This window comes from Microbacterium aurugineum, from assembly GCF_023101205.1.
GTDB lineage: Bacteria > Actinomycetota > Actinomycetes > Actinomycetales > Microbacteriaceae > Microbacterium > Microbacterium aurugineum.
This window is the reverse complement of record NZ_CP078078.1, coordinates 2,085,739-2,109,890: the sequence shown is the minus strand read 5'-3', so window position 1 is coordinate 2,109,890 and position 24,152 is coordinate 2,085,739. Positions and strand designations below refer to the sequence as shown.

Below are 24,152 nucleotides of genomic sequence, written 5' to 3'. Positions count from 1 at the left end.
CGTCCGACCCGATCCGGGGGAGCGTGTCAGGGAGAATGGGGGCATGTCAGCCCCGTCCTCGCGCGCGCCGCGATTCCTCGCCCCCGCGCAGGTCGCCGAGCTGCTGAGCATCGGAGTGGGCGAGGTGATCGAGCTCGTGCACGAGGGCAGACTGCGAGGAACTCAGCTCGGGTCGCCGCCGCGCTGGCGCGTGGAGGAGTCGAGCCTGGAAGGCTATCTGGCCGAGGAATCGGAGACGTCTCGCCGTATGGCGCTGTGGAGGCAATCACAGGTGGCGAGCTTCCCCGAGGTCTGGGGCATCTCGTCGGCTCACGGCAACTGATCTCCCGCGGTACGCACCGCGACCAGTGCGGAGAACGGGACGATGCGGAAGCCCTGCACCGCACCGGCGAGGCGCGCCTGCCCCGGGTCGTGCACCGCCAGATCCAGGTGATCCGCGGCCGCGCGATCGATCGTGCCGTGCACCTCACCCACCCGGGTGGTGAGGTGTACGGGGACGCGGCGCCGCGCGAGATCACGCAGCACGAAGCCCAGTGTCATCCTCTCCCGGAGTGCGTGCTCGCTGACAGGGGCCTCCTCGAGGCTCGCCAGGATCATGCCGTGGTCGGTGGTGATGCCGGCGATCGCGTGCAGCGGGACGAGAAGGGCGGCCGCCGGGGCGCGGACGGCATCCCCGGTGCCGCGCGATTCGACGGCCATCCAGTCGGCCCCGAGAGTGCGCACCGTCACCGGAAGGCGTTGACCGTTCACGAGGTCGATCAGGGCGTCCGTGTCGGAGCCGCAGAGAACCCGCAGCCGCGCACGCAGATCCAACCGGGCGATGCGCAGCCTCTCCGACTCCGCATCGAGTACGGCGCGTTCGGCCTCCCACTCGGACGCCAGTTGGCCCTCGAGGTCTTCGAACAGTCGGTCCCAGTGCACCCGACCGAGCGTAGGCGACGCCGATTTCGGACGTACGAGTTATCCACATACTTCCTCGATCAGCGTTCGGGAGCCCGACGGTCGGTGCTGTACTGACGACCTCGCAGACCTTCCCGACCGAGAGATCGACATGACGCCTCACGAGTACTTCGCTCCGCAGCCGACACCGACCAGCGAACTGCCCGATCCCGCACCGCTCCTGCGCAGTCTCACCCGCGGTGTGCTCGAAGTGCTCGCCGGCGTCCGTGAGGTCGATCAGCTCGCGCGGTGGTTCAGCGAAGACGCGTTCCGCAGCCTGGTGACCCGGGCGAACCTGTCGGCGAGGGCGCGCAGCGCGCGCGGGGTCGCTCCCGCTCGCCCGACGTTCGAGATCCGGTCCCTGCGGGTGACGGCTCCGATCGACGGGGTCATCGAAGCGGTCGTCGTGGTGGCCGGACCGGGGCGCACGCGGGCGGTCGCGGTGAGACTGGATGGGATCGACCGACGCTGGCGCGCGACCTCCCTGGCGATTCTCTGACCGATCTGACCGTAGGCTGGAAGGGTGTCAACCCTCAGCGATCTCGCCCATGCCCAGGGCCTCCTGACCGACAGCGACGTGGAGTGGCTCCATCGTCTCGCCGGAGACGGACAGCTCCTCGCCGATCTCGCGTCCGCCGACATCGTCATCTGGATCCAGACCGAGGACGGCTCCTTCATCGCGGTCGCGCACGCACGCCCGAGTGGTGCGGCCACGCTCTTCTATCGTGACATCGTCGGGGAGCGGGTCCGGCCTCAGTGGCGTACGCAGGTGCAGGGCGCTTTCGAGTCGGCCGAGATCGTGGATTCCTCATCGCCGGACTGGTTCGAGGAGACGCCGACGCGGGTCCGAGCCGTGCCGATCGTGCCCGAACGCCGGGACACAGGCACAGCCCCCACAGCGATCGGCGTGGTCACCAGGCACACCAACCTGGGTGAGCTGCGGACGCCGTCTCGCCAGCAGATCACCTTCGACGAGTGCGCGAACGACCTGTTCCGGATGATCGCGGACGGGAGCTTCCCCGACCTCGCAGCACCGACCTCGCCGCGCCGAGGCGCCCCTCGCGCGTCGGACGGCCTGATCCGCATCGACGTGGACGGGATCAGCACGTTCGCGAGTCCGAACGCTCTGTCCGCCTTCAACAGGATGGGCTTCGACGACGAACTCGAGGGGGAGTCCCTCGCCGAAGTCACCACGCGTTTGGTGCCGCCTTCGCGGCAGGTCGACGAGTCACTCCCGGTCGTCGTCACAGGGCGCGCCCCCTGGCGGACCGACATCGAGGCGCGGGGTGTCACGGTGTCCTTGCGTGCGATCCCGCTGAAGGACCACGGCACCCGCATCGGGGCGATCGTGCTGTGCCGCGATGTGTCGGAACTCCGTCACCAGGAGCAGGAGCTCATCACCAAGGATGCGACGATCCGCGAGATCCACCACCGGGTGAAGAACAATCTGCAGACGGTGGCCTCGCTGCTGCGGATCCAAGCCCGCCGCACGCACTCCGATGAGGCCAGAGACGCGCTCACACAGGCCATGCGCCGTGTCGACGCCATCGCGGTGGTGCATGACACGCTCGCGCAGGGACTCACGCAGAAGGTCGATTTCGACGAGGTCTTCCACCGCGTGCTCAAGCTCGTGGCGGAGGTGGCATCGGCGCCGAGCACCCGCGCGCGCACGCAGTCGACCGGGCGCTTCGGTGTGCTTCCGAGCGAGTATGCGACACCGCTCGCTCTCGCGCTCACCGAGGTCGTGACCAACGCGGTCGAGCACGGTCTGGCAGGCCAAGAGGGCATCGTGACCATCGACGCCAAGCGCACGGAGGAGAACCTCCGCGTGACGGTGCGCGATACCGGTCTGGGCCTGCCGGAAGGCCGGATCGGTCAGGGGCTCGGGACGCAGATCATCCGCACACTCATCCAGGGCGAGCTCGGCGGCACGATCGAGTGGCGGGGGAGCGACGGCGAGGGCACCGAGGTGGTCATCGACATCCCGCTCCGCTGGCTCGACCGCTGAGGGCCGGCGCTCCCGGCACACGCGAAAGCGGCCCGAGAGTCGATCTCGGGCCGCTTTCGGAAGTTCAGGAGGCGCGGCGGGCGCGAGCGGCGCGGCGCTTCAGCGCACGGCGCTCGTCTTCGGAGAGGCCGCCCCAGACGCCCGAGTCCTGACTGGTCTCGAGGGCGTACTGCAGGCAGATCTCGGTGACCGTGCAGGTGGCGCAGACGGTCTTCGCCTTCTCGATCTGGTCGACGGCCGGGCCGGTGTTCCCCACGGGGAAGAAAAGCTCGGGGTCGACAGTCAGGCAGGCGGCCTTATCGCGCCAGTCCATGGGGGCTCCTCGGTGTGGATTTCAAGAGATGTCGCGGTGCGATTTCTCGGATTCGGGTAGCTGTTCGGGTTCGGCTACCCTGTTGAGATGCGGACGGAATGCCGCGAATTGTGATGCGAGCGTGAACGCCCGCCCCACGCCGCTGTGGGAGCACATGACTTTCTCTATTCTGTTACATGAATACCCTGAAATCAAGGGTTTTCTCCTCTTTCGATCCTTGGGAGACACTGTGCGCGCACCCGGAATCGCCCTCGCGGCCGCAGGGGTCCTTGCCCTCGAAGCGGTGGCGCTCCTGGTGTTCGCGATCATCGAACTCGCGGGTCTCGGAGCGGGCGACGCGTCGTCGCTGCCGACCGCCATCGCGCTCATCGTTCTCACGCTGATCGGTGCGGCCGCTCTCGCGGCATTCGCGTTCGGAACGCGCGCCGGCAAGTCGTGGGCGCGTTCGGGAGGGGTGGTGCTCCAGGTGCTGGCCGTCGCGCTCGCCCTCGCGTCCCTGACGGTTCAACCGGTCTCCTGGACGTTCACCCTCGGCGTCGGACTTCCGGCTCTGCTCGGGTTCGCCCTGCTCATCACGAGCGCACGACGAGAAGGCGCGCAGCGCGCGCCGGAGTGAGCTCCGTGCGGTGCCCGTGTCGACGCCGCGGCCGCGCCGCCGCCAACCGGGTCAGGCGTCGATGCCGAGTTGCTTGCGCAGCCGCGCCACGTGGCCGGTGGCCTTGACGTTGTAGAGGGCGATGTCGATCTTCCCGTCCTCATCGAGGACGAACGTGGAGCGGATGACGCCTTCGACGACCTTGCCGTAGTTCATCTTCTCGCCCCAGGCGCCGTAGGCGACATGGACCGAGTGGTCGGGGTCGCTGAGGAGGGGGAACGTGAGGGCGTCCCGCTCGCGGAACTTCGCCAAGGTCGCCGGCTCGTCGCGTGAGATGCCGATGACCCGGTAGCCGGCGCCCTGGAGCGAGGAGATGCTGTCGCGGAAGTCGCAGGCTTGGGTGGTGCATCCGGGCGTCATTGCCGCCGGATAGAAGTACAGCACGGTCTTCTCGCCGCGCAGGTCTGCCAGACGGACGAGGTTCCCGTCCTGGTCGAGGAGGGAGAAGTCGGGGGCTGCGGTACCGGGTTCCAGGCGCTGGGTCACGCCTCCAGCCTACCGGCCGGGGGCCTGCTCCGCCTTGTCGGCGAAGGTCTGCAGCAGTCGCTGGAGCGAGTCGAGGCGCGCGCGCCCGGTCTCGCCCAGCTCGCCCCGATCGGCGGCTTCGATGAGCGCGCAATCGGGAGCGTCCGCCAGGTGCGTGCAGCCACGCGGGCAGTTCTCCGCGATCTCGGCGAGTTCGGTGAAGGCCGCGAGGATGTTCGCCGGATCCACGTGACCGAGACCGAAGGAGCGGACGCCGGGGGTGTCGATCACCCAGCCGGTCCCTTCGGCGCCCTGGTACCGGAGCGACACCGTGGAGGAGGAGGTGTGTCGCCCCCGTCCGGTGACCTGGTTCACGTGACCCGTGGCGCGTCCGGCCGTCGGGACGAGCGCGTTGACGAGGGTGGACTTGCCGACGCCGGAGTGCCCGACGAAGACGGTCGAGTGCCCGACCAGGGCGGCGCCGATCTCGTCCACCGGCATCTCTTCCTGTGCGCTCGTGAACACCCGCAGGTCGAGGCCGTCGAAATGGGTGAGGAACTCCGTCGGGTCCGCGATGTCCGTCTTCGTCACAACGAGAAGGGGGCGGATCCCGGCATCGAGCGCCGCGACCAGGTACCGGTCGACGAGACGCGCACGCGGCTCCGGGTCGGCAGCCGCCACGACGACGAGCATCTGGTCGGCGTTCGCGACGATCACCCGCTCCACCTGGTCCGTGTCGTCGGCGCTGCGCCGGAGAAGGGACGTACGCTCCACGACGCCGACGATGCGGGCGAGCGTTCCCTCGTCACCGGAGGTGTCGCCGACCACGCGCGCCTGATCGCCGGTGACGATGGGCATGCGACGCAGCTCCCGGGCTCTCGTCGTGGTGATCATGCGCTCGTCGGGGGTGTCTTCGCCGACGAGCACGGAGTAGCGACCGCGGTCCACGCCGAGCACCCTGCCGACTTCGGCATCCTCATGCGCCGGGCGACGCTTGGTCCTGGGGCGGTTGGCCTTCGGGTTGGGACGGGTGCGGATGGTGCTCTCGTCGTAGTCCTCGAAGTCGTCGTCGAGGTCGTCGGTGTCGTCGAGCCAGCTCACCGTCAGCCCCGCAGCATCCGCTCCCAGAGCATCGTGAACTCCGGGAGGGTCTTGGCGGTCGTGCCGATGTCGTCGATCACGACGCCGGGGACACGCAGCCCGATGAGTGCGCCGGTCGTGGCCATGCGGTGGTCGTGGTGCGCCGCCCACTCTCCTCCGTGCAGCGGGCGCGGGATGATCCGCAGCCCATCCGGGAGTTCCTCGGCCTCCCCGCCGAGCGCGCGGAGGTTGCCGATCAACGCGGCGATCCGATCCGTCTCGTGAAGGCGGATGTGGCCGATGCCGCGAATCGTGGTGGGGGTCTCGGCGAAGGCGGCGAGACCGACGAGCGTCGGGGTGAGTTCGCTCGCTGCCGAGAGGTCGAGATCGAGGCCGCGGATGCTCGAGCCCGCTCGCACCGTGAGCGTGCCGCCGTGGCGTCCGACATGGGCACCGAAAGCCTGCAGGATGTCCGGCAGCATCGCGCCCGGCTGTGTGGAGTGCGCGGGCCAACCGGTGACAGCCACCGAACCGCCGGTGACGAGTGCCGCGGCGAGGAACGGCGCCGCGTTCGAGAGATCGGGTTCGATCGCGAGCTCCTTGGCGCGCGGCACGCCGGCCTCGACGAGCCACTCACCGACGGCGGGACGCTCGATGCGGATGCCGCGACGGCTCAGCGCCTCGATGGTCATGTCGATGTGGGGCAGGCTCGGGAGGTGTTCGCCGGTGTGCACGAGGTGCAGCCCGACATCGAACCGGGGAGCGGCGAGCAGGAGACCGGAGACGAACTGGCTCGATGCGGAGGCGTCGACCTCGACGCGGCCGCCACGGATGCGTCCGTGACCGCGAATGGTGAACGGGAGGGACCAGGTGCCTTCATCGTCGATGTCGACGCCCAGGTCGCGGAGGGCGCTGATGAGTCCGCCCATCGGTCGGTGCAGGGCCGTCTCGTGGGCGGTGAGGTGCACGTCGTGCTCGGCGAGCCCCGCGAGCGGAGCGATGAAGCGCATCACGGTACCGGCTTGTCCGCAGTCGATCGTCGTGCCGCCGCGGAGCTTCGCCGGGGTGACGACCAGGTCGGGACCGAACTCGTGACCGGCCTCCACCTCCTCGATGCCGACGCCGAGCGCGCGCAGCGCATCGACCATGCGGGCGGAGTCGTCGGAGTGCAGCGGCGCGATCAGCCGGCCGGGGCCGTCTGCGATCGCGGCGATCATCAGCTCGCGGTTCGTCAGCGATTTCGAGCCGGGGATCGTGAGCTCGGCATGCACGGGCACATCGGTGGTGGGCGCAGGAAAGGCACCCTGCGCGCGGATGGGGGAATACCTGTTGGCGCTCATCGGTTCTCACCTTAGTAAACGCAGGGAGCTTCGGCGCGACAGACGAGGCTCCCGAGGTGAAGGAGAGAGAATGCCGGCGACGTTGGAGCGCGAGGTGATCGACCTCAGCGGCCTAGACTGGCCGGTGATGGACGACACCGCAACCGCAGACACCGTCAGCGACCCTCGGCGCGAATTCGAGGAGCAGGCGATCCCTTTCATGGATCAGCTCTATGCCGCCGCGATGCGCATGACGCGCAATCCGGCGGACGCCGCAGACCTCGTGCAGGAGACGTTCGTGAAGGCGTACGGCTCCTGGTCGACGTTCTCGCAGGGGACGAATCTCAAGGCGTGGCTGTACCGCATCCTCACGAACACGTACATCAACATCTACCGCAAGCGGCAGCGCGAGCCGTTCCAGGGCACGATCGACGAGCTCGAGGACTGGCAGCTGGGCGGTGCGGAGTCGACCACCGCGTCGCACAGTCGTTCGGCGGAGGCGGAGGCGATCGACCGGATGCCAGCCTCGGTCGTCAAAGACGCTCTGCAGGCCGTCCCGGAGGACTTCCGACTCGCGGTGTACCTCGCTGATGTCGAGGGATTCGCGTACCAGGAGATCGCGGACATCATGAAGACGCCCATCGGCACCGTGATGAGCCGCCTGCACCGTGGCAGGCGGATGCTGCGGGAGCTGTTGGCAGACTACGCCGCCGAGCGGGGCATCGCCGCGGCTGACACGAGGAGCAAGGGATGAGCGACTGCGGCTGCGAGAAAGCGCGTCAGGATCTGGAGGAGTACCTCCGCAACGAGGTGTGCAAGACCGAGCACACCGAGATCCGCGAGCATCTGGAGAACTGCCCCTCGTGCCGTGACGAGGCGCTGGTGGCGACGACCCTCACCGAGGTCATCGCCCGCGCCTGCAAGGAGACGGCTCCGGAGCAGCTGCGCGATCAGGTGTTCGCGCGTCTGCGTGAGGCTCAGGCCGCGCAGCACTGACGTCGCGTCCGACCGCCTCGGTAGTGTGGATGGATGAGCTCCATCGATGCGCGGGACGTGACCGCAGACCCCACTTCGACTGAACGCCTGGCGACCTCCGGGCTCGAATACCGGGTCGTCGATCTGTCGGACGACACCCGTTCGGCGGCATTCCAACGCGCGGTGGACCGCGGGTTCCTGGGAGCCGAGCCGACGGGCGACATGATCGCCCAGGTCGCCAAGACCTTCGCGGCTCGGCGCAACATCGGCGTGTTCGAGCCCGACGCGACGGATGCGACGCTTCCGATCGCGACCACGAACGCCTGGATCACGCCGCTCACGCTCCCGGGCGGCGGCGAGATCGACATGTGGGCGATCAGCGCGGTCACCGTCGCGGCGACGCACCGGCGCCGCGGGATCGCGCGGGCTCTGCTGGAGGGCGAGTTGCGAGCCGCAGCATCGGCCGGCGTTCCCGTCGCGGGCCTCACCGTCTCCGAGGCGACGATCTACGGGCGCTACGGCTTCGGCTCCGCGATACCGGTCGCACGTTTGACCGTGAACACGCGGCGTGCGGGATGGGGCGGTGCGACGCCCCCCGGGCGCCTCGAATACGTCGATCGCGACACGCTGGCCGCCGACCTCGGGACCGTGCACGAGCGTGCGCGTCGACAGGTCCCCGGGCAGATCCCGGGCTGGCAGGGCCGATGGGAAGGGTACTCGGGAGTCGCGCCGACACCGGATCGGGACCAGGCCAGGGGCGTGCGCTACCTCGACGAGGACGGAGTGCTCCGCGGCGTCCTGGCGTACACGGTGAGCGAGGCGAGCGGCACCTTCCGGTTCCGGATGGACGTGCGTCTGCTCGTCGCCGAGACGGCCGATGCACGCACCGCGCTCTGGCGCTTCGTGCTGCAGCACGATCTGGTCGACGAGGTCGTCGCCGACCTCCGTCCGCTGGATGACCCGCTGCCGTGGCTCGTCGCCGATCCGCGTGGCGTGAAGCAGGAGGTGCACGACCACGGCTGGCTGCGCATCCTCGACCTCCCGGCCGCCCTCACCGCGCGGGGTTATTCGGCACCGCTCGACACGGTCCTGCGGGTCGAGGACCCGTTGGGATTCACCGCCGGCGACTGGCGGCTGCGCGTGGACGAGTCGGGCATCGCGACCGTCGAGGAGGCGCACGGAGGCTCCGCCGACATCGAGCTCGACGTCTCGACGCTGTCGTCGCTCTACGCCGGTGGGGTTCGGGCGTCCTCGTTGCACGGCGCCGGCCGTCTCACCGGGGATCGTGCCGCGATCGACGCCTTCGACAAGGCGCTGGTCGCGTTCCCGTCGCCCTCGCTCGACATCTGGTACTGACCGGAGCTGGACGGAAACGAGGACGGGCGCCGCGACCGAAGTCGCGGCGCCCGTCCTCGTCTGCGGATCAGTCGAGCGTGACGGCCGCGTGGATCAGTTCGGCCTGCTCGGCCGCGTGCACCTTCGACGAGCCCGTCGCCGGCGAGGCGGACGCGGGGCGCGAGACGGGACGGAACGACCGGTCTCCCGGGACGTCCGCGAAGGCGAGCGCGAGGAACGGCCAGGCGCCCTGGTTCTCCGGCTCCTCCTGGACCCACACGAGCTCGGCGCCGGGGTAGGAATCGGTGATCGTCTTGAGCTCGTCGATCGGCGTCGGGTACAGCTGCTCGAGCCGGACGAGCGCGACCTCGGGGTTCGGGTTCTTCTCGAGCTCGGCGCGCAGATCCCAGTGCACCTTGCCCGAGTGCACGAGCACGCGCTTGACGGCAGCGCGGTCGAGACCGCGGTCGTCGTCGATGACCGGTTCGAACCGACCCTGGGTGAAGGCCTCGACCGGGCTCGTCGCGCCCCGCAGGCGCAGCATCGCCTTCGGAGTGAAGACGATCAGCGGCTTGCGCGGACGGGCGTACGCCTGGCGCCGCAGGAGGTGGAAGTACGACGCGGGCGTCGACGGACGGGAGACGATCATGTTCTCCTGCGCGCACAGCTGCAGGAAACGCTCGATCCGCGCCGAGGAGTGGTCGGGGCCCTGGCCCTCGTAGCCGTGGGGGAGGAGCAGGGTCACGCTGGACTGCTGGCCCCACTTCTGCTCGGCTGCCGAGATGTACTCGTCGATGACCGACTGAGCACCGTTCACGAAGTCGCCGAACTGTGCTTCCCACAGGACGAGGGCTTCCGGCGCCTCCACCGAGTAGCCGTACTCGAACCCGAGGGCGGCGTACTCGCTCAGCAGCGAGTCGTAGACGAAGAAGCGGCCCTGGGCGTCCGACAGGTTCGACAGCGGCAGCCACTCCTGGCCGTTCGCGCGGTCGTGCAGGGTCGCATGCCGCTGCACGAAGGTGCCGCGACGCGCATCCTGGCCCGCGAGTCGCACCGGAGTGCCCTCGACGAGCAGGGAGCCGAAGGCCAACAGCTCTCCGAAGCCCCAGTCGATGCCTCCGTTGCGGCTCATGTCGAGACGCTTCTCCAGCAGCTGCTGGATCTTCGGGTGCACCGTGAAGCCGCCGGGCTTGTTCACGAACGCGTCACCGATCAGCTGGATGACCTCGCTCGGCACACCCGTCACGTCCGGAGCACCGACCGTGTCATCGACGGGCGGGGCGTCCGGGGTCACGTCCAGGGCGCCGGTCTCGGCTGCGTGCGTCTCGGCGAAGGCGATCTCCAGACGGTTCTGGAAGTCCGCCTTGGCCTCGTCGTACTCCTGCTCCGTGATGTCGCCACGACCGACGAGCGACTCCGTGTACAGGCGGCGCACCGAGCGCTTGGCCTGGATGAGGTCGGTCATGAGCGGCTGCGTCATCGAGGGGTCGTCACCCTCGTTGTGGCCGCGTCGGCGGTAGCAGACGAGGTCGATCACGACGTCGCGGTGGAAACGCTCGCGATACTCGAACGCGAGCTGGGCGACGTGGATGACGGCCTCGGGGTCGTCGCCGTTCACATGGAACACCGGCGCCTGGATCGTCTTGGCCACATCGGTCGAGTAGATCGAGGTGCGACCGTCGTTCGGGGTGGTGGTGAAGCCGACCTGGTTGTTCACGACGACGTGGATCGTGCCACCCGTGCGGTAGCCGCGCAGCTGCGACATCTGCAGTGTCTCGACCACGACGCCCTGGCCCGCGAAGGCGGCGTCGCCGTGCACGAGGATCGGCAGCCACGCGAAGGTGCCGATCGGCTTGCGGTCCTGCTTGGCGCGGACGATGCCCTCCAGCACCCCGTCGACCGTCTCGAGGTGTGACGGGTTGGCGGCGAGGTAGACCGGAAGCTCGGACTCGTCATCGGCGACGAAGGTTCCCTCGGTGCCGAGGTGGTACTTCACATCGCCGGAGCCGCGCTGGTTGCCGGGGGTCTGCGTGCCTTCGAACTCACGGAACACCTGACCGTACGTCTTGCCGGCGATGTTGGTGAGCACGTTGAGTCGGCCACGGTGGGCCATGCCGATGGCCGCGCCCTCGAGCCCGGCGGTGGCTGCGCCCTGGAGGATCTCGTCGAGGAGCGGGATCAGAGACTCCCCGCCCTCGAGGGAGAAGCGCTTCTGACCCACGAACTTCGTCTGCAGGAAGGTCTCGAACGCTTCGGCCTCGTTGAGCTTGCGGAGAACCCGCAGCTGCTCGTCGTGGCCGGGCTTCTGGTACTTGACCTCGACCTTCTCCTGGAACCAGCGGCGCTGCTCCGGATCCTGGATGTGCATGTACTCGATGCCGAGGGTGCGGCAGTACGAGTCGCGGAGCACACCGAGGATGTCGCGGAGCTTCGCGACGCGGCGACCGCCGAACCCTCCGGTGACGAACTCGCGGTCCAGGTCCCAGAACGTGAGGCCGTGGCTCTCGATCTCGAGGTCGGGGTGCGAGCGCTGCACGTATTCGAGCGGGTCGATGTCGGCCATCAGATGACCGCGCACGCGGAACGAGTTGATCAGCTCCTGCACGCGGGACTGCTTGTCGACGCGCTCGGCGAGGTCCACCGCGATGTCGGGGTTCCAGCGGATCGGGGCGTAGGGGATGCGCAGCGCGGCGAAGATGTCGTCGTAGAAGCCGCGCTGGCCGATGAGCAGCTCGTGCACCTTCTTGAGGAACTCGCCGGACCCCGCACCCTGGATGACGCGGTGGTCGTAGGTGCTGGTGAGCGTGATGGTCTTGCCGATCGCCAGCTCGTTGAGGGTCTTCTCGCTGGCGCCCTGGAACTCGGCCGGGTACTCGAGGGCACCGGCTCCGATGATGCAGCCCTGGCCCTTCATCAGGCGAGGCACGGAGTGCACGGTGCCGATACCGCCGGGGTTGGTGAGGGAGACCGTGGTGCCCTGGAAGTCGCCGGCGGTCAGCTTGTTCCCGCGGGCGCGGGTGACCAGGTCTTCATAGGCGGAGAGGTATTCGGTGAACGACATGGTGTCGGCGCGCTTGATGCTGGGCACCATGAGAGCGCGCGTGCCGTCGGGCTTGGGCAGGTCGATCGCGATGCCGAGGTTGACGTGGGCCGGGGCGACGACGGAGGGCTTGCCGTCGACCTCGGCGTAGAACACGTTCTGGCTGCGGAACTCGTCGAGCGTGCGGATGAGGGCCCAGCCGATGAGGTGGGTGAAGCTGATCTTGCCGCCACGGGTGCGTGACATGTGGTTGTTGATGACGATGCGGTTATCGATCATCAGCTTCGCCGGCACGGTGCGCACGCTGGTCGCGGTCGGGACGGTCAGGGACTCGTCCATGTTGGCGGCCAACGTCTTCGGCAAGCCGCGCAGAGGAGTGACCTTGTCCTCTTCGACGACGTCCGTGGTGTCCTTCGCCTCGGGCTTCGGCGCGGGCTTGGGAGCCTGGGCGGGGATCGGCGCCGTCGCGGCCGGCTTGGCCGTGGTACGTGCCACGGGCTGCGAGCCGATCACGGGGATCGGGGCGGTGACGGGATGTGCCTGCGCAGCAGCCGTCGCCGTGCCCGTGGAAGGAGCCGCGGACGCCGCGTCGGAGTGGTACTTCTCCAGGATCGGCCACCACTCCTTGTCGACGGAGTCGCGGTCCACCTTGAACTGCTCGTAGAGCTCTTCAACGAGCCAGGAATTGGCTCCGAACCCCCCGTCGCCGTTGACGCCGGTCACCTGGTTCGACACGCTCGATCGCCCTCTTTCATCGCTGAAGCTCTCTGGTGCGGACGTCGTCGCAGGATGCGTTCGGGCCCGCACGCTCTCGACCAACAAGCCTAACGTGTTTCGCTCGGGGATTCGTCGAAGCCATGCGCCCGTGGCGAGGGGATCTGGGTACCGTGGAGACATGGAATTCTCAGGAGCGCAGCCGGCCGTCGATCTGACCTATTCGGACGTCTTCCTCGTGCCGCGCCGATCCGCGGTGAGCAGCCGCCTCCAGGTCGATCTGGCGCCCCTGGACGGCACCCCCGCGACCCTGCCCATCGTCGCCGCCAACATGAACTCCGTGACGGGTCCGCGCATCGCGGCGGTGCTCGCGCGACGCGGCGCTCTCGGTGTTCTTCCGCAGGACCTGCCGTTGCAGGATCTCGACTCCGCGATTCGCGAGGTGAAGGCGCAGCCGGTCCTCTGGGACACCCCGATCGTGCTGCCGCCGGAAGCGTCCGTCGCCGATGCGCTCCGCCTGCTTCCGGCGACGAGCGGACACGGGATCGTCGTGGCCCGCGGCGACGCACCGATCGACGTGGGGCGCATCGTCGGCATCCTCCCCGCAGTCCGACTCGCCACGGCGCTGCCGGATGCGCAACTGGGCGACCTCGTCCATCGGGGTACGCCGTCGATCGATGCCGACGACATCGGTTCGGAGCGGCACGCGTTCGACGTCATCACCGACGCCGGTGTCGAGATGGTGACGGTGATCCACCACGGTCACCTCGTGGGCACTCTGAGCGCACGCAGCGCCTTGCGGTCCACTCTCTACCGGCCGGCGCTCGACGCTGACGGTCGTCTGGCGGTGGCCGCGGCCGTCGGCATCAACGGCGACGTCGCCGCCAAGGCGAGGGCACTCGCCGGAGCAGGCGTCGACGTGCTCGTCGTCGACACGGCACACGGACACCAGGAAGGCATGCTGCGGGCGCTTCGCGCGGTCGCCGATCTCGACCTGGGGCTCCCGATCGTGGCGGGGAACATCGTCACCGCCGACGGCGTCGCCGACCTGGTCGACGCGGGCGCCTCGATCCTCAAGGTCGGTGTCGGGCCCGGGGCCATGTGCACGACCCGCATGATGACGGCGGTCGGTCGACCGCAGTTCTCGGCGGTCCTCGAGACCGCGCAGGCCGCACGGGAGCTCGGCGCACATGTCTGGGCCGACGGCGGGGTGCGATACCCCCGCGACGTCGCGCTGGCGCTTGCCGCCGGTGCGGCCTCCGTCATGGTCGGCTCCTGGTTCGCGGGAACCATCGAGGCTCCGGGGGAGCTGCAGCACGAGGGCGACGGGCGTCTTTTCAAGGAGTCCTGGGGCATGGCGTCGACCAAGGCGGTGCAGGCGCGGTTCGGCCGGCTCGACGCGTACGAGCGTGCGCGCAAGGAGCTCTTCGCCGAGGGCATCTCCTCGTCGAAGATCTACCTCGACCCCCTGCGGCCCGGCGTGGAGGACCTGCTGGACATGATCACCTCGGGCGTACGTTCGTCGTTCACCTACGCGGGAGCGTCGACCGTGCCCGAGTTCCACGACCGTGCGCTCGTCGGCCTCCAGTCGGCAGCGGGATACGAAGAGGGCAAGGCGCTGCCGGTCAGTTGGTGAGCGCGAGCGCGAGCCCGTCCTCATTCGATACAATCGTCCCCATAATGGACGACCCTCCCAGTTGTAGAACATCGCCCCACTGTCCGCCTCTCTCCTCGGAGAGGAACCTCTGATGGACTACATCATGTTGGGCGTGGGGCTCCTGCTCACGGTCGGCACCGGCCTCTTCGTCGCGAGCGAGTTCGCGCTGGTCAATCTCGACCGCGCCGACCTCGAAGCGCGTCAGGCTCGGGGGGAGTCCCGGCTCTCGCTCACGATCAGTGCCCTCAAGCACACGTCGACCCACCTCTCCGCGGCCCAGCTCGGCATCACGCTGACGACGCTGCTGACCGGTTACACGATGGAGCCGGCGCTGTCGAACCTCCTCCGGCCGACGCTTCTGGCCTGGCGCATTCCGGAAGCCGCCGTCTCGCCCATCGCGACCATCGTGGCGATGTTCATCGCCACCGTGCTCTCGATGATCCTCGGTGAGCTGGTGCCGAAGAACTTCGCGCTCGCTCTTCCCCTCGCCACCGCGAAGCTCGTGGTCCCCTTCCAGGTCGCATTCACCACGGTCTTCAAGCCGGCCGTGGTCGTGCTCAACGGCAGCGCCAACGGCGTGCTGCGCAGCATGGGGATCGAGCCGAAAGAGGAGCTCTCCGGCGCGCGGAGTGCGGAGGAGCTCTCCTCGCTGGTCCGGCGCTCCGCCAGCGCGGGCATGCTCGAGGCCGACACGGCCACGCTCCTCGACCGCACTCTGACGTTCTCCCGACTCACCGCGGCCGATGTGATGACCGCCCGCCCGAGCATGCACGCGATCGCCGCCGGTGACTCCACCGACGATGTCATCCAGCTCGCCCGCCGCACCGGGCACAGCCGGTTCCCGGTCTACGACGACGACCTCGACGACATCATGGGCGTCGTGCATCTGAAAGCTGCCATCTCCGTGCCGCGCGAGCGCCGTGCGGAGGTGCCTGTCGGCGCGCTGGCGACCGAGCCCCTCCGTGTTCCGGAGACGGTCCACGTCGACGCCCTGATCTCCGAGCTCCGGGCACGCGGCTACCAACTGGCCGTCGTCGTCGACGAGTACGGCGGAACGGCAGGGCTCGTGACGCTCGAGGACCTCGTCGAGGAGCTGGTGGGCGAGGTCGCCGATGAGCACGACCGCACTCGGGCCGGAGTGATCCGCAACCGTGAGGGCATCACCTTCCCCGGCGAGTTGCGGCCCGATGAGCTGCGTCGTCGCGCCGGGGTCGAGGTTCCGGAGGGCGACGTCTACGACACCGTCGGCGGATACGTCATGAGCGTGCTCGAGCGCGTGCCCTCGGTCGGCGACGAGGTTCCGCTCGACAGCGGCACGCTCCGGGTCGTGCGCATGGACGGCCGACGCGTCGATCGCGTCCGCTACGTGCCGAGTCCGCTCGTCGAGGGAGAGGGGGCCACCCGATGAACGATTGGGCAGGACTCGCCTGGCTCGTCGTGCTTCTCGTCGCGAACGCCTTCTTCGTCGGCGGCGAGTTCGCCGTGATCTCCGCGCGGCGGTCGCAGATCGAGCCCCGCGCCGATCAGGGATCGCGCGCGGCCAAGACGGCGCTGTACGCGATGGAGCATGCGACGCTGATGCTCGCGACCTCGCAGCTCGGCATCACGATCTGCTCGCTGCTCATCCTGAACGTCTCCGAGCCCGCGATCCACCACCTGCTGGCCGTGCCGCTGCATGCCCTCGGCTGGCCAGACGGCGCTGTCGACGCGGTGTCGTTCGCCATCGCGCTGCTGATCGTGTCGTTCCTTCATGTCGTGTTCGGCGAGATGGTGCCGAAGAACCTCGCGTTCTCGGTGCCGGACCGTGCCGTGCTCATCCTCGCCCCGCCCCTCGTGTGGGTGTCGAAGGTGTTCATGCCCGTGATCTGGGTGCTCAACGCGACGGCGAACGGCGTGCTGCGGCTGTTCCGGGTGGAGCCGAAGAATGAGGCGGCATCGACCTTCACCCTCGACGAGGTCGCCACCATCGTCAGCCAGTCGCGGCGTGAGGGCCTGCTCATGGACACCGCGGGAACGGTCGCGGCCGCCGTCGAGTTCACCGACAAGAAGGCGCGAGACGTCGCCGTGCCCCTGAGCGACCTGGTCACGCTTCCGCAGTCGACCACGCCGGACGACATCGAGAAGGCGGTCGCCCGCTACGGGTTCTCGCGCTACGTGATCGTCGACGACGAGTCCGTGCCGATCGGCTACGTGCACTTGAAGGACATCCTCCGGGCCTCGGAGGGCCCCGATGCCGAGGTCAAGATGATCGAACCGGTCCCGGCGAAGCGCATCCACCACATGGTGCCCGTCCAGGAGGACACGGATCTCGAGGACGCCCTCGCGGTCATGCGCCGCGCCGGTCGTCACCTGGCGAAGGTGCGTGACGCGCGGGGGAACACCACCGCGGTGCTGTTCCTGGAGGACATCCTCGAAGAGCTCGTGGGAGAGGTGCAGGACGCGACTCGTCGTTTCCGCGGACGCTGACCCCGATCACACGGACGAAGGCCGCCGGCTCCCCGGGGAGTCGGCGGCCTTCGTGTCTCGGTCCGGGCTCAGCGCCAGTGCGCGCGTTCGTACTGGGGTGGCCATGCGACCTCGGCGCCGAGTTCATGTGCGGCGCGGAGCGCGAAGTGCGGGTCGCGAAGCCACTCTCGGCCGGCGAAGACCGCATCCGCCGCGCCGTCGGCGAGCACCTGCTCGGCCTGGGCGGATGCGGTGATCAGCCCGACCGCCGAGACCGGGATGCGGCCTCCGCGGCGGACGGTCTCGGCGAGAGGGACCTGGTATCCGGGGAACACCTCGATCCGCTGATGGGCCACGAGCCCGCCGCTCGACACGTCGATCAGGTCCGCTCCGCGCTGCGTGGCCCAGTCGGCGACGGCGGACGCCTCATCGGGGGCGAAACCGCCTTCGGCGTGGTCGGTGGCCGAGATCCGCACGAAGACCGGCACCTCGGGACCCGCAGCCTCGCGCACAGCATCCACGACGCGCAGCAGGAGCCGCGCGCGGTTCTCGAGCGAGCCGCCGTACTCGTCGTCTCGCCGGTTCGAGAGGGGGGACAGGAACTGGTGCAGCAGGTAGCCGTGCGCACCGTGGATCTCCAGCACGTCGAAGCCCGCCTCGAGAGCACGTCGCGCGGCGTCGGCGAAGGCCTCGACCACGCGGTCGATCCCGGCGAGGTCGAGGGCGACCGGCGCGTCGAAGCCGTCGAAGGCGATCGCCGACGGCGCAGCTGTCGTCCAGCCTCCCTCGGCGGCCGGCACCGACCCCCGCTCCCGTGCCCACGGCCACCACGTCGATGCCTTCCGTCCCGCGTGCGCGAGCTGGATCCCGGCGGACGCCCCACGGTCGTGGATAGCGCGGACGATCGGCGTCCAGGCGTCGCGCTGCTCGTCGCTCCAGAGACCCGCGTCGCGCGGCGAGATACGGCCCTCGGGTACCACCGCGGTCGCCTCCGCGACGATCAGTCCGGCGCCGCCTGAAGCGAACTGTGCGAGGTGCGTGTGGTGCCACTCCTGCACCAGCCCGTCGACGGCGCTGTACATGCACATCGGCGAGACCCAGAGGCGATTGCGGAACGTGACGGAACGGATGCTCAGCGGGGAGAAGAGAAGACTCACCGTTCGACGCTACCGCGACGACGCGCCTCGCGGAGCGCCGCACTAACGTGGAGTCATGGTCGAGGTGCGCGAGTGGACACGCAGCGATACGTCCCGGTACTTCCGCGCGCCCGCCGCAGAGGACGACAAGTACACGCGCGGGGTGGTGGCGCTCCGCACCGGATCGGCCGCTTATCCCGGTGCCGCGGTGCTCGGTGTCGAGGCCGCGTGGCGGACCGGTGCAGGATTCGTGCGTTACGTGGGGGAGGAGCGGGCGGCCGATGCCGTGCTCGCCCGGCGCCCGGAGACGGTGGTCGGAGCGGACGCTGGTCGTTCCCGCGTGGATGCCTGGGTGATCGGATCCGGCACGGATCCGGCCCTTCGGACGGATGCGGAGAGCGTCGCGCTCCGGGAGATCCTCGCGGGGAGCGTGCCGGTCGTCATCGATGCCGGAGCGCTGGATCTCGCCCCCGGTGCCCGCGCCCCCTTCCTCATCACCCCGCACGCACGCGAATTCGCCAGGCTCCAGGAGCGTCTGCGCCTGCAACCAGGCGGCGAACGCGCCGAAGGGGCCCGACAGGTCGCCGCGAACATCGGCGGAACCGTGCTCCTCAAGGGCGCTCGCACGCTGGTCGCAGCCCCGGACGGGACGACTTTCGCGATCGAGGCCGGGACGGGCTGGTTGGCGACGGCGGGAACCGGAGACGTGCTCGCCGGCGTGCTCGGCGCGGTGACCGCCGCGAATCCCGATGCCCCGCTCGCAGAGATCGCCGCCGCGGGGGCCTGGGTGCACGGCCACGCGGCACGGATCGCCGCAGACGTGACCGCCGGCAGCCCGGGGCATCCGATCGTCGCGCTGGATGTCGCCGCGGCGTTGCCGCCCGCGATCGCGGACGTCCTCGCGTGAGGCGCGCGTCGAACAGCAGGGTGGTCGTGCTGTGGGCCGTGTTCCTGCTCGTGCACCTGCTCACGGCGTGGCTCGGGTGGGTGTATCCGAGTCAGCCGATGGGCGATGTCGTGCTCGTGTACGAGCCCTGGGCGACGTCGGCGCTCAGCGGGGGACCGATCGTCGGAATCGACGAGACCTGGGTCTACCCGCAGCTCGCCCTCGTGCCGATGCTCATCGCTGCGGCCCTGTCGGCGCCGCTCGTACTCCTGCTCGGCGTCTCCCATGCGTATCTGGTCGGATGGGCGACGCTCGTGATCATCCTCGATGCCGTCGCCTTCGGTGTGCTCGTCGGCCGTTCGCCGTCGCGCGCACGTCGTGTGGCTGCCTGGTTCTGGTGTGCGGCGCTCCTTCTGCTCGGTCCCATCGCGCTCTACCGGATCGACGCGATCACGGTGCCGATCGCCGTGATCGGTGGGCTCTGGCTCGTGTCGCGGCCGACGATCGGTGCCGCCCTCCTCACGATCGGCGCCTGGATCAAGATCTGGCCCGGGGCGCTGGTCCTGGCGGCCGTCGTGGCGCTCCGCGCGAGGATGCGGGTGCTCCTCGCTGCCGCGGTCGTCACCACCGGGGTCGTCGCGACGCTGTTCCTGCTCGGCGCGGACACCGAGATCTTCGGGTTCCTGACGGAGCAGACTGGGCGGGGGCTGCAGATCGAGGCCGTGGCCGCCACGCCGTTCCTCTGGCTCGCGGTCGCCGGAGCCGCACGTATCGAGTACAGCTTCGAGATCCTCACCTTCCAGATCACGGCCCCCGGGGTCGACGCCGTCGCCGCCGCGCTCACACCTCTGATGGCGCTCTCGGTCCTCGCGGTGACGGTGGTGGGCGCGCGGAAAGCGGCGCGCGGTGCGACCTTCCCCCGGCTGTTCCCTCCGTTCGCCCTCACGCTCGTCACGCTGCTGATCGTCACCAACAAGGTCGGTTCGCCGCAGTTCCAGACCTGGCTGATCGCCCCGGTGATCCTCTGGCTCGTGCTCGATCGGGTCAGAGCGCGCGTTCCCGCCGTCGTCGTCCTCACGCTCTGCCTGCTCACCTGCCTCGTCTACCCGATCGGCTACGACGCACTGCTGCGGGCCGATGCCCTCGCCGTCGCCGTCCTCACGGTGCGCAACGTCCTTCTCCTCGTCCTGCTCATCCTGAGCATCCGTGCTCTCGCACGTGTGCCCGCCCGTCATCCGAAACCCCAGGAGTGAACCCATGCTGATCGCCTTCTCCGTCGCCCCGAGTGGCACCCCCGCCGATGGTGCGCAGCGCACCGACGCCTCCGTGCACGACGCCGTGGCGGCCGCCGTGCGCGTCGTGCGCGAGTCGGGGCTGCCGCACCGGACGACGAGCATGTTCACCGAGATCGAAGGTCCGGACTGGGACACGGTCATGGCCGTCGTCAAGCGCGCGACCGAAGCGGTGATGCCGTTCGGGTCACGGGTCTCGCTCGTGCTCAAGGCCGACATCCGTCCCGGGTACTCCGGAGAGCTCGACGCGAAGATCGAACGGTTGGAGTCGGCGATCGGGGAGGCGGCCGCCGCGGAGTCCCGTGACTGATCCGCGTCCGCTCGCATCGGTCGTTCTCCGGACGGCGCTCGCCGAGGACGCCGAGTGGATCGCCGAGCTGCGCGCCGACGTGCTCCGCGCCGACCTGGAGCGGCTGGGGCGCTACGACCCGACGCGTGTCCGGCAACGCTTCCGCGATGCGTTCGAGCCGGCGTACACGCGGATCATCGTGGTGGATGCTGTGGATGTCGGGTCTGTCGCCCTCCGTCCAGACGGCGACATCACGTGGCTGGAGCACCTCTACCTCGACGCCTCGCACCAGGGGAGGGGCGTCGGCACTCGGGTCCTGGCGATGATCCTCGACGACGACCGGCGGTACCGGCTCAACGTGCTCCAGGGCAGTCCGGCGCGCAGCCTCTACGAGCGTCACGGGTTCACCGTCGACTCGCAGGACGACGTGGACGTGTTCATGACGCGAGAACGAGGCGTCCCGGCGGTCGTGCCCCCCGACGGCCGCTAAGCTGATCCGGTGAATCCCTCGAATGAATCGAGGGGTGCGGCGAAGTGGGCGCTCCTCTCTCTCGCCATCGGCAGTTTCGGCATCGGCATGACCGAGTTCGTGGTCATGGGCCTGCTGCCCAATATCGCCGCTGACCTGCTGCCTGCGCTCTGGACGACCCGTCCGGAAGAAGCGCTGAGCCAGACGGGGTGGCTGATCTCGTTGTACGCGCTGGGTGTCGTCATCGGCGCCCCGACCATCGCCGGCTTCGTGGCGCGCTACCCGCGTCATCGAGTGATGATCGTGCTCGCTCTCGCGCTCACGGTGTTCAATGCCCTCACGGTGGTGCTGCCGACCTTCGAGCTCGTCGCCGCCTCGCGATTCCTCGCCGGGCTGCCGCACGGTGCGTACTTCGGCATCGGAGCCCTCGTCGCCGCCGATGTCATGGGTCCGGGAAACCGTGCCAAGGGCGTGGCGTTCATCCTCACCGGCCTCACGGTCGCCAATGTCATCGGGGTGCCGCTGGGGACCTTCCTCGGGCAGGAGTGGGGGTGGCGGGCGGCGTTCGCCGTCGTGGCGCTGGTGTTCGCGCTCGCAACGCTGTGCATCGCCCTGTTCGTCCCCGAGCACCCGGGCGATCCGGGGCGGACGATGCGTCAGGAGATCCGGGTGTTCCGGCGGGCGCAGGTGTGGTTCACACTCGGCATCGGCGCGATCGGCTTCGGCGGGTTCTTCGCGGTGTACAGCTACATCGCGCCGTTGGTGACGGAAGTGGCGGGGTCACCCGAGTGGGCGGTCCCGATCGTGCTCGTGCTGATGGGGCTCGGCATGACCGCCGGAAACCTCGTGGGCGGCCACCTCGCCGACATCGATCTGCGCCGCACCCTGCTGTGGGGACTCGCGGCGATGGCGATCGTGTTCTCCCTGCTCGCCTTCCTGTCGTTCTGGATCGTGAGCCTCGGGCTGACGGTGCTCGTGGTCGGATTCGTCTCCTCGGTGCTGAGCCCGACCATCCAGACGCGTCTCATGGACGTGGCCGGTGACAACCAGTCGATCGCGGCGGCGATGAACCACTCGGCGCTCAACATCGGGAACAGCCTCGGCGCCTTCCTGGGCGGTGTCGTGATCGCCGTCGGATGGGGCTTCACCGCGCCGGCATGGACCGGAGCAGCGCTCGCCGTCGCCGGGCTCCTGATCGCCGTGCTGTCGTACCGCATCGAAGCGCGTCGCCCCGAGGTCTCTGAGCTCGTCGCGTCGTAGAGTGACGGGATGACTGCGCCCGAGGATTCCCTGCCCGTCGCCGGCACCGTCGTCCTGCTGCGGCCCGCGGAACCCGGGTTCGAGGTGCTGCTGCTGCGTCGACCGGACCGCGGATCCTTCCCAGGCGCCTGGGTGTTCCCGGGCGGCAAGGTCGAGCCGGAGGACCGACGCGACGGCGAAGGAGACGTCGAGGACGCGCGCCGCGCCGCGATCCGGGAGACCTTCGAGGAAGTGGGGCTGGTGGTCGACGATCTCGTCGTCCTCTCCGAGTGGCAGCCGCCGATGGAGGCTCCCACCCGCATCCGCACCTGGTTCTTCCTCGCCGCGGCGTCGGACGCGGTGCCGTCACCTGCTGAGGACGAGGTCGCTGAGTTGGCCTGGGCGCGGCCAACGGAAGCACTGGCGCGCCACGGGGCGGGGGAGTGGATGCTGTACCCACCGACGTGGGTCACGCTGCACCGCCTGTCCGCGTTCGCGGATGCCGCTGCGGCACTGTCGTCCGGCGGTGTAGCGGAACTCTTCCAGACGCGTGTTCTCGACACCGAGACCGGTCGTGACTTCTCCTGGGAGCAAGGGCGCCTCGAGGCCGGCGTGCTGCCGTGGAGGTTCGTCGCAGGCTGAGGCGTTCGGGAGGCTCAGCTGTCGAGGAGCCGGCGGAGGTGGGACCCGACGGCTTCGGTCTCGATCAGGAACCCGTCGTGTCCGAAGTCGCTGGTGAGCACCACGGCCTCGTCGTCGATCACGTGCGGAATGCTGCGGGCGATGCGCTGCTGCCCGTCGACGGGGAACAGCCGGTCGCTGTCGATCCCGAGGACCAGCGTGGTCGCCGTGACCGCCCGCAGAGCTTCTTCGACACCCCCGCGCTCCCGCCCGACGTCATGCGAGTTCATGGCTTCGACGAGGGTGATGTAGCTGTTGGCGTCGAAGCGGCGGGTGAACTTGTTGCCGTGGAAGTCCAGGTACGACTCGACCGCGAAGCGCCCGCCGTGCCCGAGCGGCGATACCTCCGACTGCCAGGACCGCTGGAAGCGCTGGTTGAGCTCGATCGGGCTGCGGTAGTTCAGCAGGGCCATGCGCCGCGCCAGGGCGAGACCGCGGTGGGGGCCGTCGCCGTCGGACAGGTCGTAGTACTCGCCGCCCTGGAACCGCGGATCCATGCGGATGGTCTCCAGCTGCACGGTGTTCAGCGCGATCTGGTCGGCCGTCGTCACCGGCGGAGAGGAGAGGACCGCGAGCCGCTGCACGCGCTCGGGGTGGGTGGCGGCCCACTCCAGGGCATGCATGCCCCCCATCGAGCCGCCGATGACCGCCGCCCACGTGTCGATTCCCAGCGCATCAGCGAGCCGCACCTGCGCCGCCACCTGATCGCGGATCGTCAGGTAGGGGAATCGCGATGCCCACTCGTAGCCGTCCGGGGCGACACTCGCCGGGCCCGTGGAGCCCTGGCAGCCGCCCAGCATGTTCGGCGCGATCACGAACCAGCGATCGGTGTCGAGGGGTGCGCCGGGGCCCGTGATGTCCTCCCACCAGCCCGCGGTCGGATGGCCCGCTCCTGCGGGGCCACGCAGATGGCTGTCGCCCGTGAGTGCATGGAGGACGAGGATCGCGTTGTCGCGGGCGGCGTTCAGCTCGCCCCAGGACTCGTAGGCGATCCGGATACCGGGCAGCTCCGCACCGCTCTCCGTGGCGAAGGCTCCGAAGGCGGCGAAGCGCCTGCCGCCGACCGGGTCACCATCACGCCAGGCTCCGGTCGCCGGGGGGCGGGCGCGGAGGAGACGGACGTCGGCCTCCGTCACGGGTGCCGACGGCACCGTGTCCTCGGAGGTCGTCTGCCAGTCCATCCCTCCATTGTCGCGTGACCCGGCACACATCGGC

At 69.3% G+C, this 24,152-nt stretch carries 24 protein-coding genes; 16 read left to right on the top strand and 8 right to left on the bottom strand.

Annotated features, from left to right (window positions below; all coding sequences use genetic code 11):
* Positions 1–43: 43 nt before the first annotated feature.
* Positions 44–322: a helix-turn-helix domain-containing protein gene (locus tag KV397_RS10270; protein ID WP_131492206.1), complete on the top strand. Its 279-nt coding sequence runs from the start codon at positions 44–46 to the stop codon at positions 320–322.
* Here KV397_RS10270 and KV397_RS10265 read toward each other — a convergent pair.
* Positions 310–921 (bottom strand): hypothetical protein, encoded by a 612-nt coding sequence (locus KV397_RS10265; protein ID WP_261811217.1) that lies wholly within the window; start codon positions 919–921, stop codon positions 310–312. The genes KV397_RS10270 and KV397_RS10265 overlap by 13 nt on opposite strands.
* Positions 922–1,051: 130 nt before the next feature.
* Here KV397_RS10265 and KV397_RS17425 point away from each other — a divergent pair, with 130 nt between their 5' ends.
* A complete protein-coding gene (locus tag KV397_RS17425) occupies positions 1,052–1,438 on the top strand; it encodes an Rv3235 family protein (RefSeq protein WP_047524404.1) in 387 nt (128 codons plus the stop codon).
* Positions 1,439–1,462: 24 nt separating this feature from the next.
* Positions 1,463–2,947, top strand: a complete 1,485-nt coding sequence (locus KV397_RS10255; protein WP_047524403.1) for a sensor histidine kinase — start codon at positions 1,463–1,465, stop codon at positions 2,945–2,947.
* A 64-nt stretch (positions 2,948–3,011) separates the two neighbouring features.
* On the opposite strand, the gene KV397_RS10250 is transcribed toward KV397_RS10255, so the two are convergent.
* Entirely contained in the window at positions 3,012–3,260 is a 249-nt protein-coding gene (locus KV397_RS10250; RefSeq protein ID WP_017203224.1) for a WhiB family transcriptional regulator, read from the bottom strand.
* Positions 3,261–3,489: 229 nt separating this feature from the next.
* On the opposite strand from KV397_RS10250, the gene KV397_RS10245 reads away from it, so the two are divergent.
* On the top strand, positions 3,490–3,876 hold the full coding sequence (locus tag KV397_RS10245) for a hypothetical protein (RefSeq protein WP_227991555.1): 387 nt from the start codon (positions 3,490–3,492) through the stop codon (positions 3,874–3,876).
* A 51-nt stretch (positions 3,877–3,927) separates the two neighbouring features.
* On the opposite strand, the gene bcp is transcribed toward KV397_RS10245, so the two are convergent.
* The 3 genes from bcp to aroA are packed head-to-tail and all read right to left on the bottom strand — an operon-like array spanning position 3,928 to position 6,800.
* Positions 3,928–4,401: a thioredoxin-dependent thiol peroxidase gene (gene bcp, locus KV397_RS10240; protein WP_047524401.1), complete on the bottom strand. Its 474-nt coding sequence runs from the start codon at positions 4,399–4,401 to the stop codon at positions 3,928–3,930.
* 9 nt (positions 4,402–4,410) lie between these two features.
* A complete protein-coding gene (gene rsgA / locus KV397_RS10235; protein WP_261811215.1) occupies positions 4,411–5,481 on the bottom strand; it encodes a ribosome small subunit-dependent GTPase A in 1,071 nt (356 codons plus the stop codon).
* A 2-nt stretch (positions 5,482–5,483) separates the two neighbouring features.
* On the bottom strand, positions 5,484–6,800 hold the full coding sequence (gene aroA / locus KV397_RS10230; RefSeq protein WP_261811214.1) for a 3-phosphoshikimate 1-carboxyvinyltransferase: 1,317 nt from the start codon (positions 6,798–6,800) through the stop codon (positions 5,484–5,486).
* Between the two features lie 70 nt (positions 6,801–6,870).
* Between aroA and KV397_RS10225 the strand changes: the two genes are divergently transcribed.
* Genes KV397_RS10225 through KV397_RS10215 form a run of 3 tightly spaced genes read left to right on the top strand, consistent with a single transcriptional unit; the run spans position 6,871 to position 9,110 of the window.
* Positions 6,871–7,533, top strand: coding sequence for a sigma-70 family RNA polymerase sigma factor (locus tag KV397_RS10225; RefSeq protein ID WP_047524398.1), 663 nt, complete (start codon positions 6,871–6,873; stop codon positions 7,531–7,533).
* The gene (locus tag KV397_RS10220; protein WP_047524397.1) at positions 7,530–7,775 is read left to right on the top strand and encodes a zf-HC2 domain-containing protein; all 246 of its coding nucleotides are present in this window, start codon (positions 7,530–7,532) and stop codon (positions 7,773–7,775) included. Before KV397_RS10225 ends, KV397_RS10220 begins: the two co-directional genes overlap by 4 nt.
* Before the next feature lie 33 nt (positions 7,776–7,808).
* On the top strand, positions 7,809–9,110 hold the full coding sequence (locus KV397_RS10215) for a GNAT family N-acetyltransferase (RefSeq protein ID WP_261811213.1): 1,302 nt from the start codon (positions 7,809–7,811) through the stop codon (positions 9,108–9,110).
* A gap of 67 nt (positions 9,111–9,177) precedes the next feature.
* On the opposite strand, the gene KV397_RS10210 is transcribed toward KV397_RS10215, so the two are convergent.
* Positions 9,178–12,864, bottom strand: coding sequence for a multifunctional oxoglutarate decarboxylase/oxoglutarate dehydrogenase thiamine pyrophosphate-binding subunit/dihydrolipoyllysine-residue succinyltransferase subunit (locus KV397_RS10210; protein ID WP_248569563.1), 3,687 nt, complete (start codon positions 12,862–12,864; stop codon positions 9,178–9,180).
* A gap of 160 nt (positions 12,865–13,024) precedes the next feature.
* Between KV397_RS10210 and guaB1 the strand changes: the two genes are divergently transcribed.
* From guaB1 to KV397_RS10195, 3 genes are all read left to right on the top strand, one after another.
* Positions 13,025–14,479 (top strand): GMP reductase, encoded by a 1,455-nt coding sequence (gene guaB1 / locus KV397_RS10205; protein ID WP_131492199.1) that lies wholly within the window; start codon positions 13,025–13,027, stop codon positions 14,477–14,479.
* A gap of 112 nt (positions 14,480–14,591) precedes the next feature.
* The gene (locus KV397_RS10200; protein ID WP_261811212.1) at positions 14,592–15,908 is read left to right on the top strand and encodes a hemolysin family protein; all 1,317 of its coding nucleotides are present in this window, start codon (positions 14,592–14,594) and stop codon (positions 15,906–15,908) included.
* On the top strand, positions 15,905–16,966 hold the full coding sequence (locus KV397_RS10195) for a hemolysin family protein (protein ID WP_047524382.1): 1,062 nt from the start codon (positions 15,905–15,907) through the stop codon (positions 16,964–16,966). Before KV397_RS10200 ends, KV397_RS10195 begins: the two co-directional genes overlap by 4 nt.
* 68 nt (positions 16,967–17,034) lie before the next feature.
* Here the strand turns inward: KV397_RS10195 and KV397_RS10190 are convergent, their stop codons facing one another.
* A complete protein-coding gene (locus KV397_RS10190; protein ID WP_261811211.1) occupies positions 17,035–18,102 on the bottom strand; it encodes an NADH:flavin oxidoreductase/NADH oxidase in 1,068 nt (355 codons plus the stop codon).
* A gap of 55 nt (positions 18,103–18,157) precedes the next feature.
* Between KV397_RS10190 and KV397_RS10185 the strand changes: the two genes are divergently transcribed.
* Genes KV397_RS10185 through KV397_RS10160 form a run of 6 tightly spaced genes read left to right on the top strand, consistent with a single transcriptional unit; the run spans position 18,158 to position 22,898 of the window.
* The gene (locus tag KV397_RS10185; protein WP_153243889.1) at positions 18,158–18,988 is read left to right on the top strand and encodes an NAD(P)H-hydrate dehydratase; all 831 of its coding nucleotides are present in this window, start codon (positions 18,158–18,160) and stop codon (positions 18,986–18,988) included.
* Positions 18,985–20,220 carry a hypothetical protein gene (locus KV397_RS10180; protein ID WP_261811210.1) on the top strand — a complete coding sequence of 412 codons (1,236 nt, stop codon included), beginning with the start codon at positions 18,985–18,987 and terminating at the stop codon, positions 20,218–20,220. Before KV397_RS10185 ends, KV397_RS10180 begins: the two co-directional genes overlap by 4 nt.
* A 4-nt stretch (positions 20,221–20,224) precedes the next feature.
* Positions 20,225–20,569 carry a thiamine-binding protein gene (locus tag KV397_RS10175; protein ID WP_261811209.1) on the top strand — a complete coding sequence of 115 codons (345 nt, stop codon included), beginning with the start codon at positions 20,225–20,227 and terminating at the stop codon, positions 20,567–20,569.
* The gene (locus KV397_RS10170) at positions 20,562–21,038 is read left to right on the top strand and encodes a GNAT family N-acetyltransferase (protein ID WP_261811208.1); all 477 of its coding nucleotides are present in this window, start codon (positions 20,562–20,564) and stop codon (positions 21,036–21,038) included. The genes KV397_RS10175 and KV397_RS10170 overlap by 8 nt, the downstream gene beginning before the upstream one ends.
* Before the next feature lie 9 nt (positions 21,039–21,047).
* Complete coding sequence (locus KV397_RS10165) at positions 21,048–22,277, top strand: MFS transporter (RefSeq protein WP_261811207.1); 1,230 nt, start codon at positions 21,048–21,050, stop codon at positions 22,275–22,277.
* A gap of 9 nt (positions 22,278–22,286) precedes the next feature.
* On the top strand, positions 22,287–22,898 hold the full coding sequence (locus tag KV397_RS10160; RefSeq protein WP_131492194.1) for an NUDIX hydrolase: 612 nt from the start codon (positions 22,287–22,289) through the stop codon (positions 22,896–22,898).
* Positions 22,899–22,912: 14 nt separating this feature from the next.
* Here the strand turns inward: KV397_RS10160 and metX are convergent, their stop codons facing one another.
* On the bottom strand, positions 22,913–24,118 hold the full coding sequence (gene metX, locus KV397_RS10155) for a homoserine O-acetyltransferase MetX (protein WP_131492193.1): 1,206 nt from the start codon (positions 24,116–24,118) through the stop codon (positions 22,913–22,915).
* Positions 24,119–24,152: the final 34 nt, after the last annotated feature.

Coding starts and splice junctions, on each gene's coding strand:
- KV397_RS10270 (WP_131492206.1), top strand. CDS start 44: ATGTCAGCCCCGTCCTCGCGCGCGCCGCGATTCCTCGCCCCCGCGCAG.
- KV397_RS17425 (WP_047524404.1), top strand. CDS start 1,052: ATGACGCCTCACGAGTACTTCGCTCCGCAGCCGACACCGACCAGCGAA.
- KV397_RS10250 (WP_017203224.1), bottom strand. CDS start 3,260: ATGGACTGGCGCGATAAGGCCGCCTGCCTGACTGTCGACCCCGAGCTT.
- aroA (WP_261811214.1), bottom strand. CDS start 6,800: ATGAGCGCCAACAGGTATTCCCCCATCCGCGCGCAGGGTGCCTTTCCT.
- KV397_RS10225 (WP_047524398.1), top strand. CDS start 6,871: ATGCCGGCGACGTTGGAGCGCGAGGTGATCGACCTCAGCGGCCTAGAC.
- KV397_RS10220 (WP_047524397.1), top strand. CDS start 7,530: ATGAGCGACTGCGGCTGCGAGAAAGCGCGTCAGGATCTGGAGGAGTAC.
- KV397_RS10215 (WP_261811213.1), top strand. CDS start 7,809: ATGAGCTCCATCGATGCGCGGGACGTGACCGCAGACCCCACTTCGACT.
- guaB1 (WP_131492199.1), top strand. CDS start 13,025: ATGGAATTCTCAGGAGCGCAGCCGGCCGTCGATCTGACCTATTCGGAC.
- KV397_RS10200 (WP_261811212.1), top strand. CDS start 14,592: ATGGACTACATCATGTTGGGCGTGGGGCTCCTGCTCACGGTCGGCACC.
- KV397_RS10195 (WP_047524382.1), top strand. CDS start 15,905: ATGAACGATTGGGCAGGACTCGCCTGGCTCGTCGTGCTTCTCGTCGCG.
- KV397_RS10185 (WP_153243889.1), top strand. CDS start 18,158: ATGGTCGAGGTGCGCGAGTGGACACGCAGCGATACGTCCCGGTACTTC.
- KV397_RS10175 (WP_261811209.1), top strand. CDS start 20,225: ATGCTGATCGCCTTCTCCGTCGCCCCGAGTGGCACCCCCGCCGATGGT.
- KV397_RS10160 (WP_131492194.1), top strand. CDS start 22,287: ATGACTGCGCCCGAGGATTCCCTGCCCGTCGCCGGCACCGTCGTCCTG.
- metX (WP_131492193.1), bottom strand. CDS start 24,118: ATGGACTGGCAGACGACCTCCGAGGACACGGTGCCGTCGGCACCCGTG.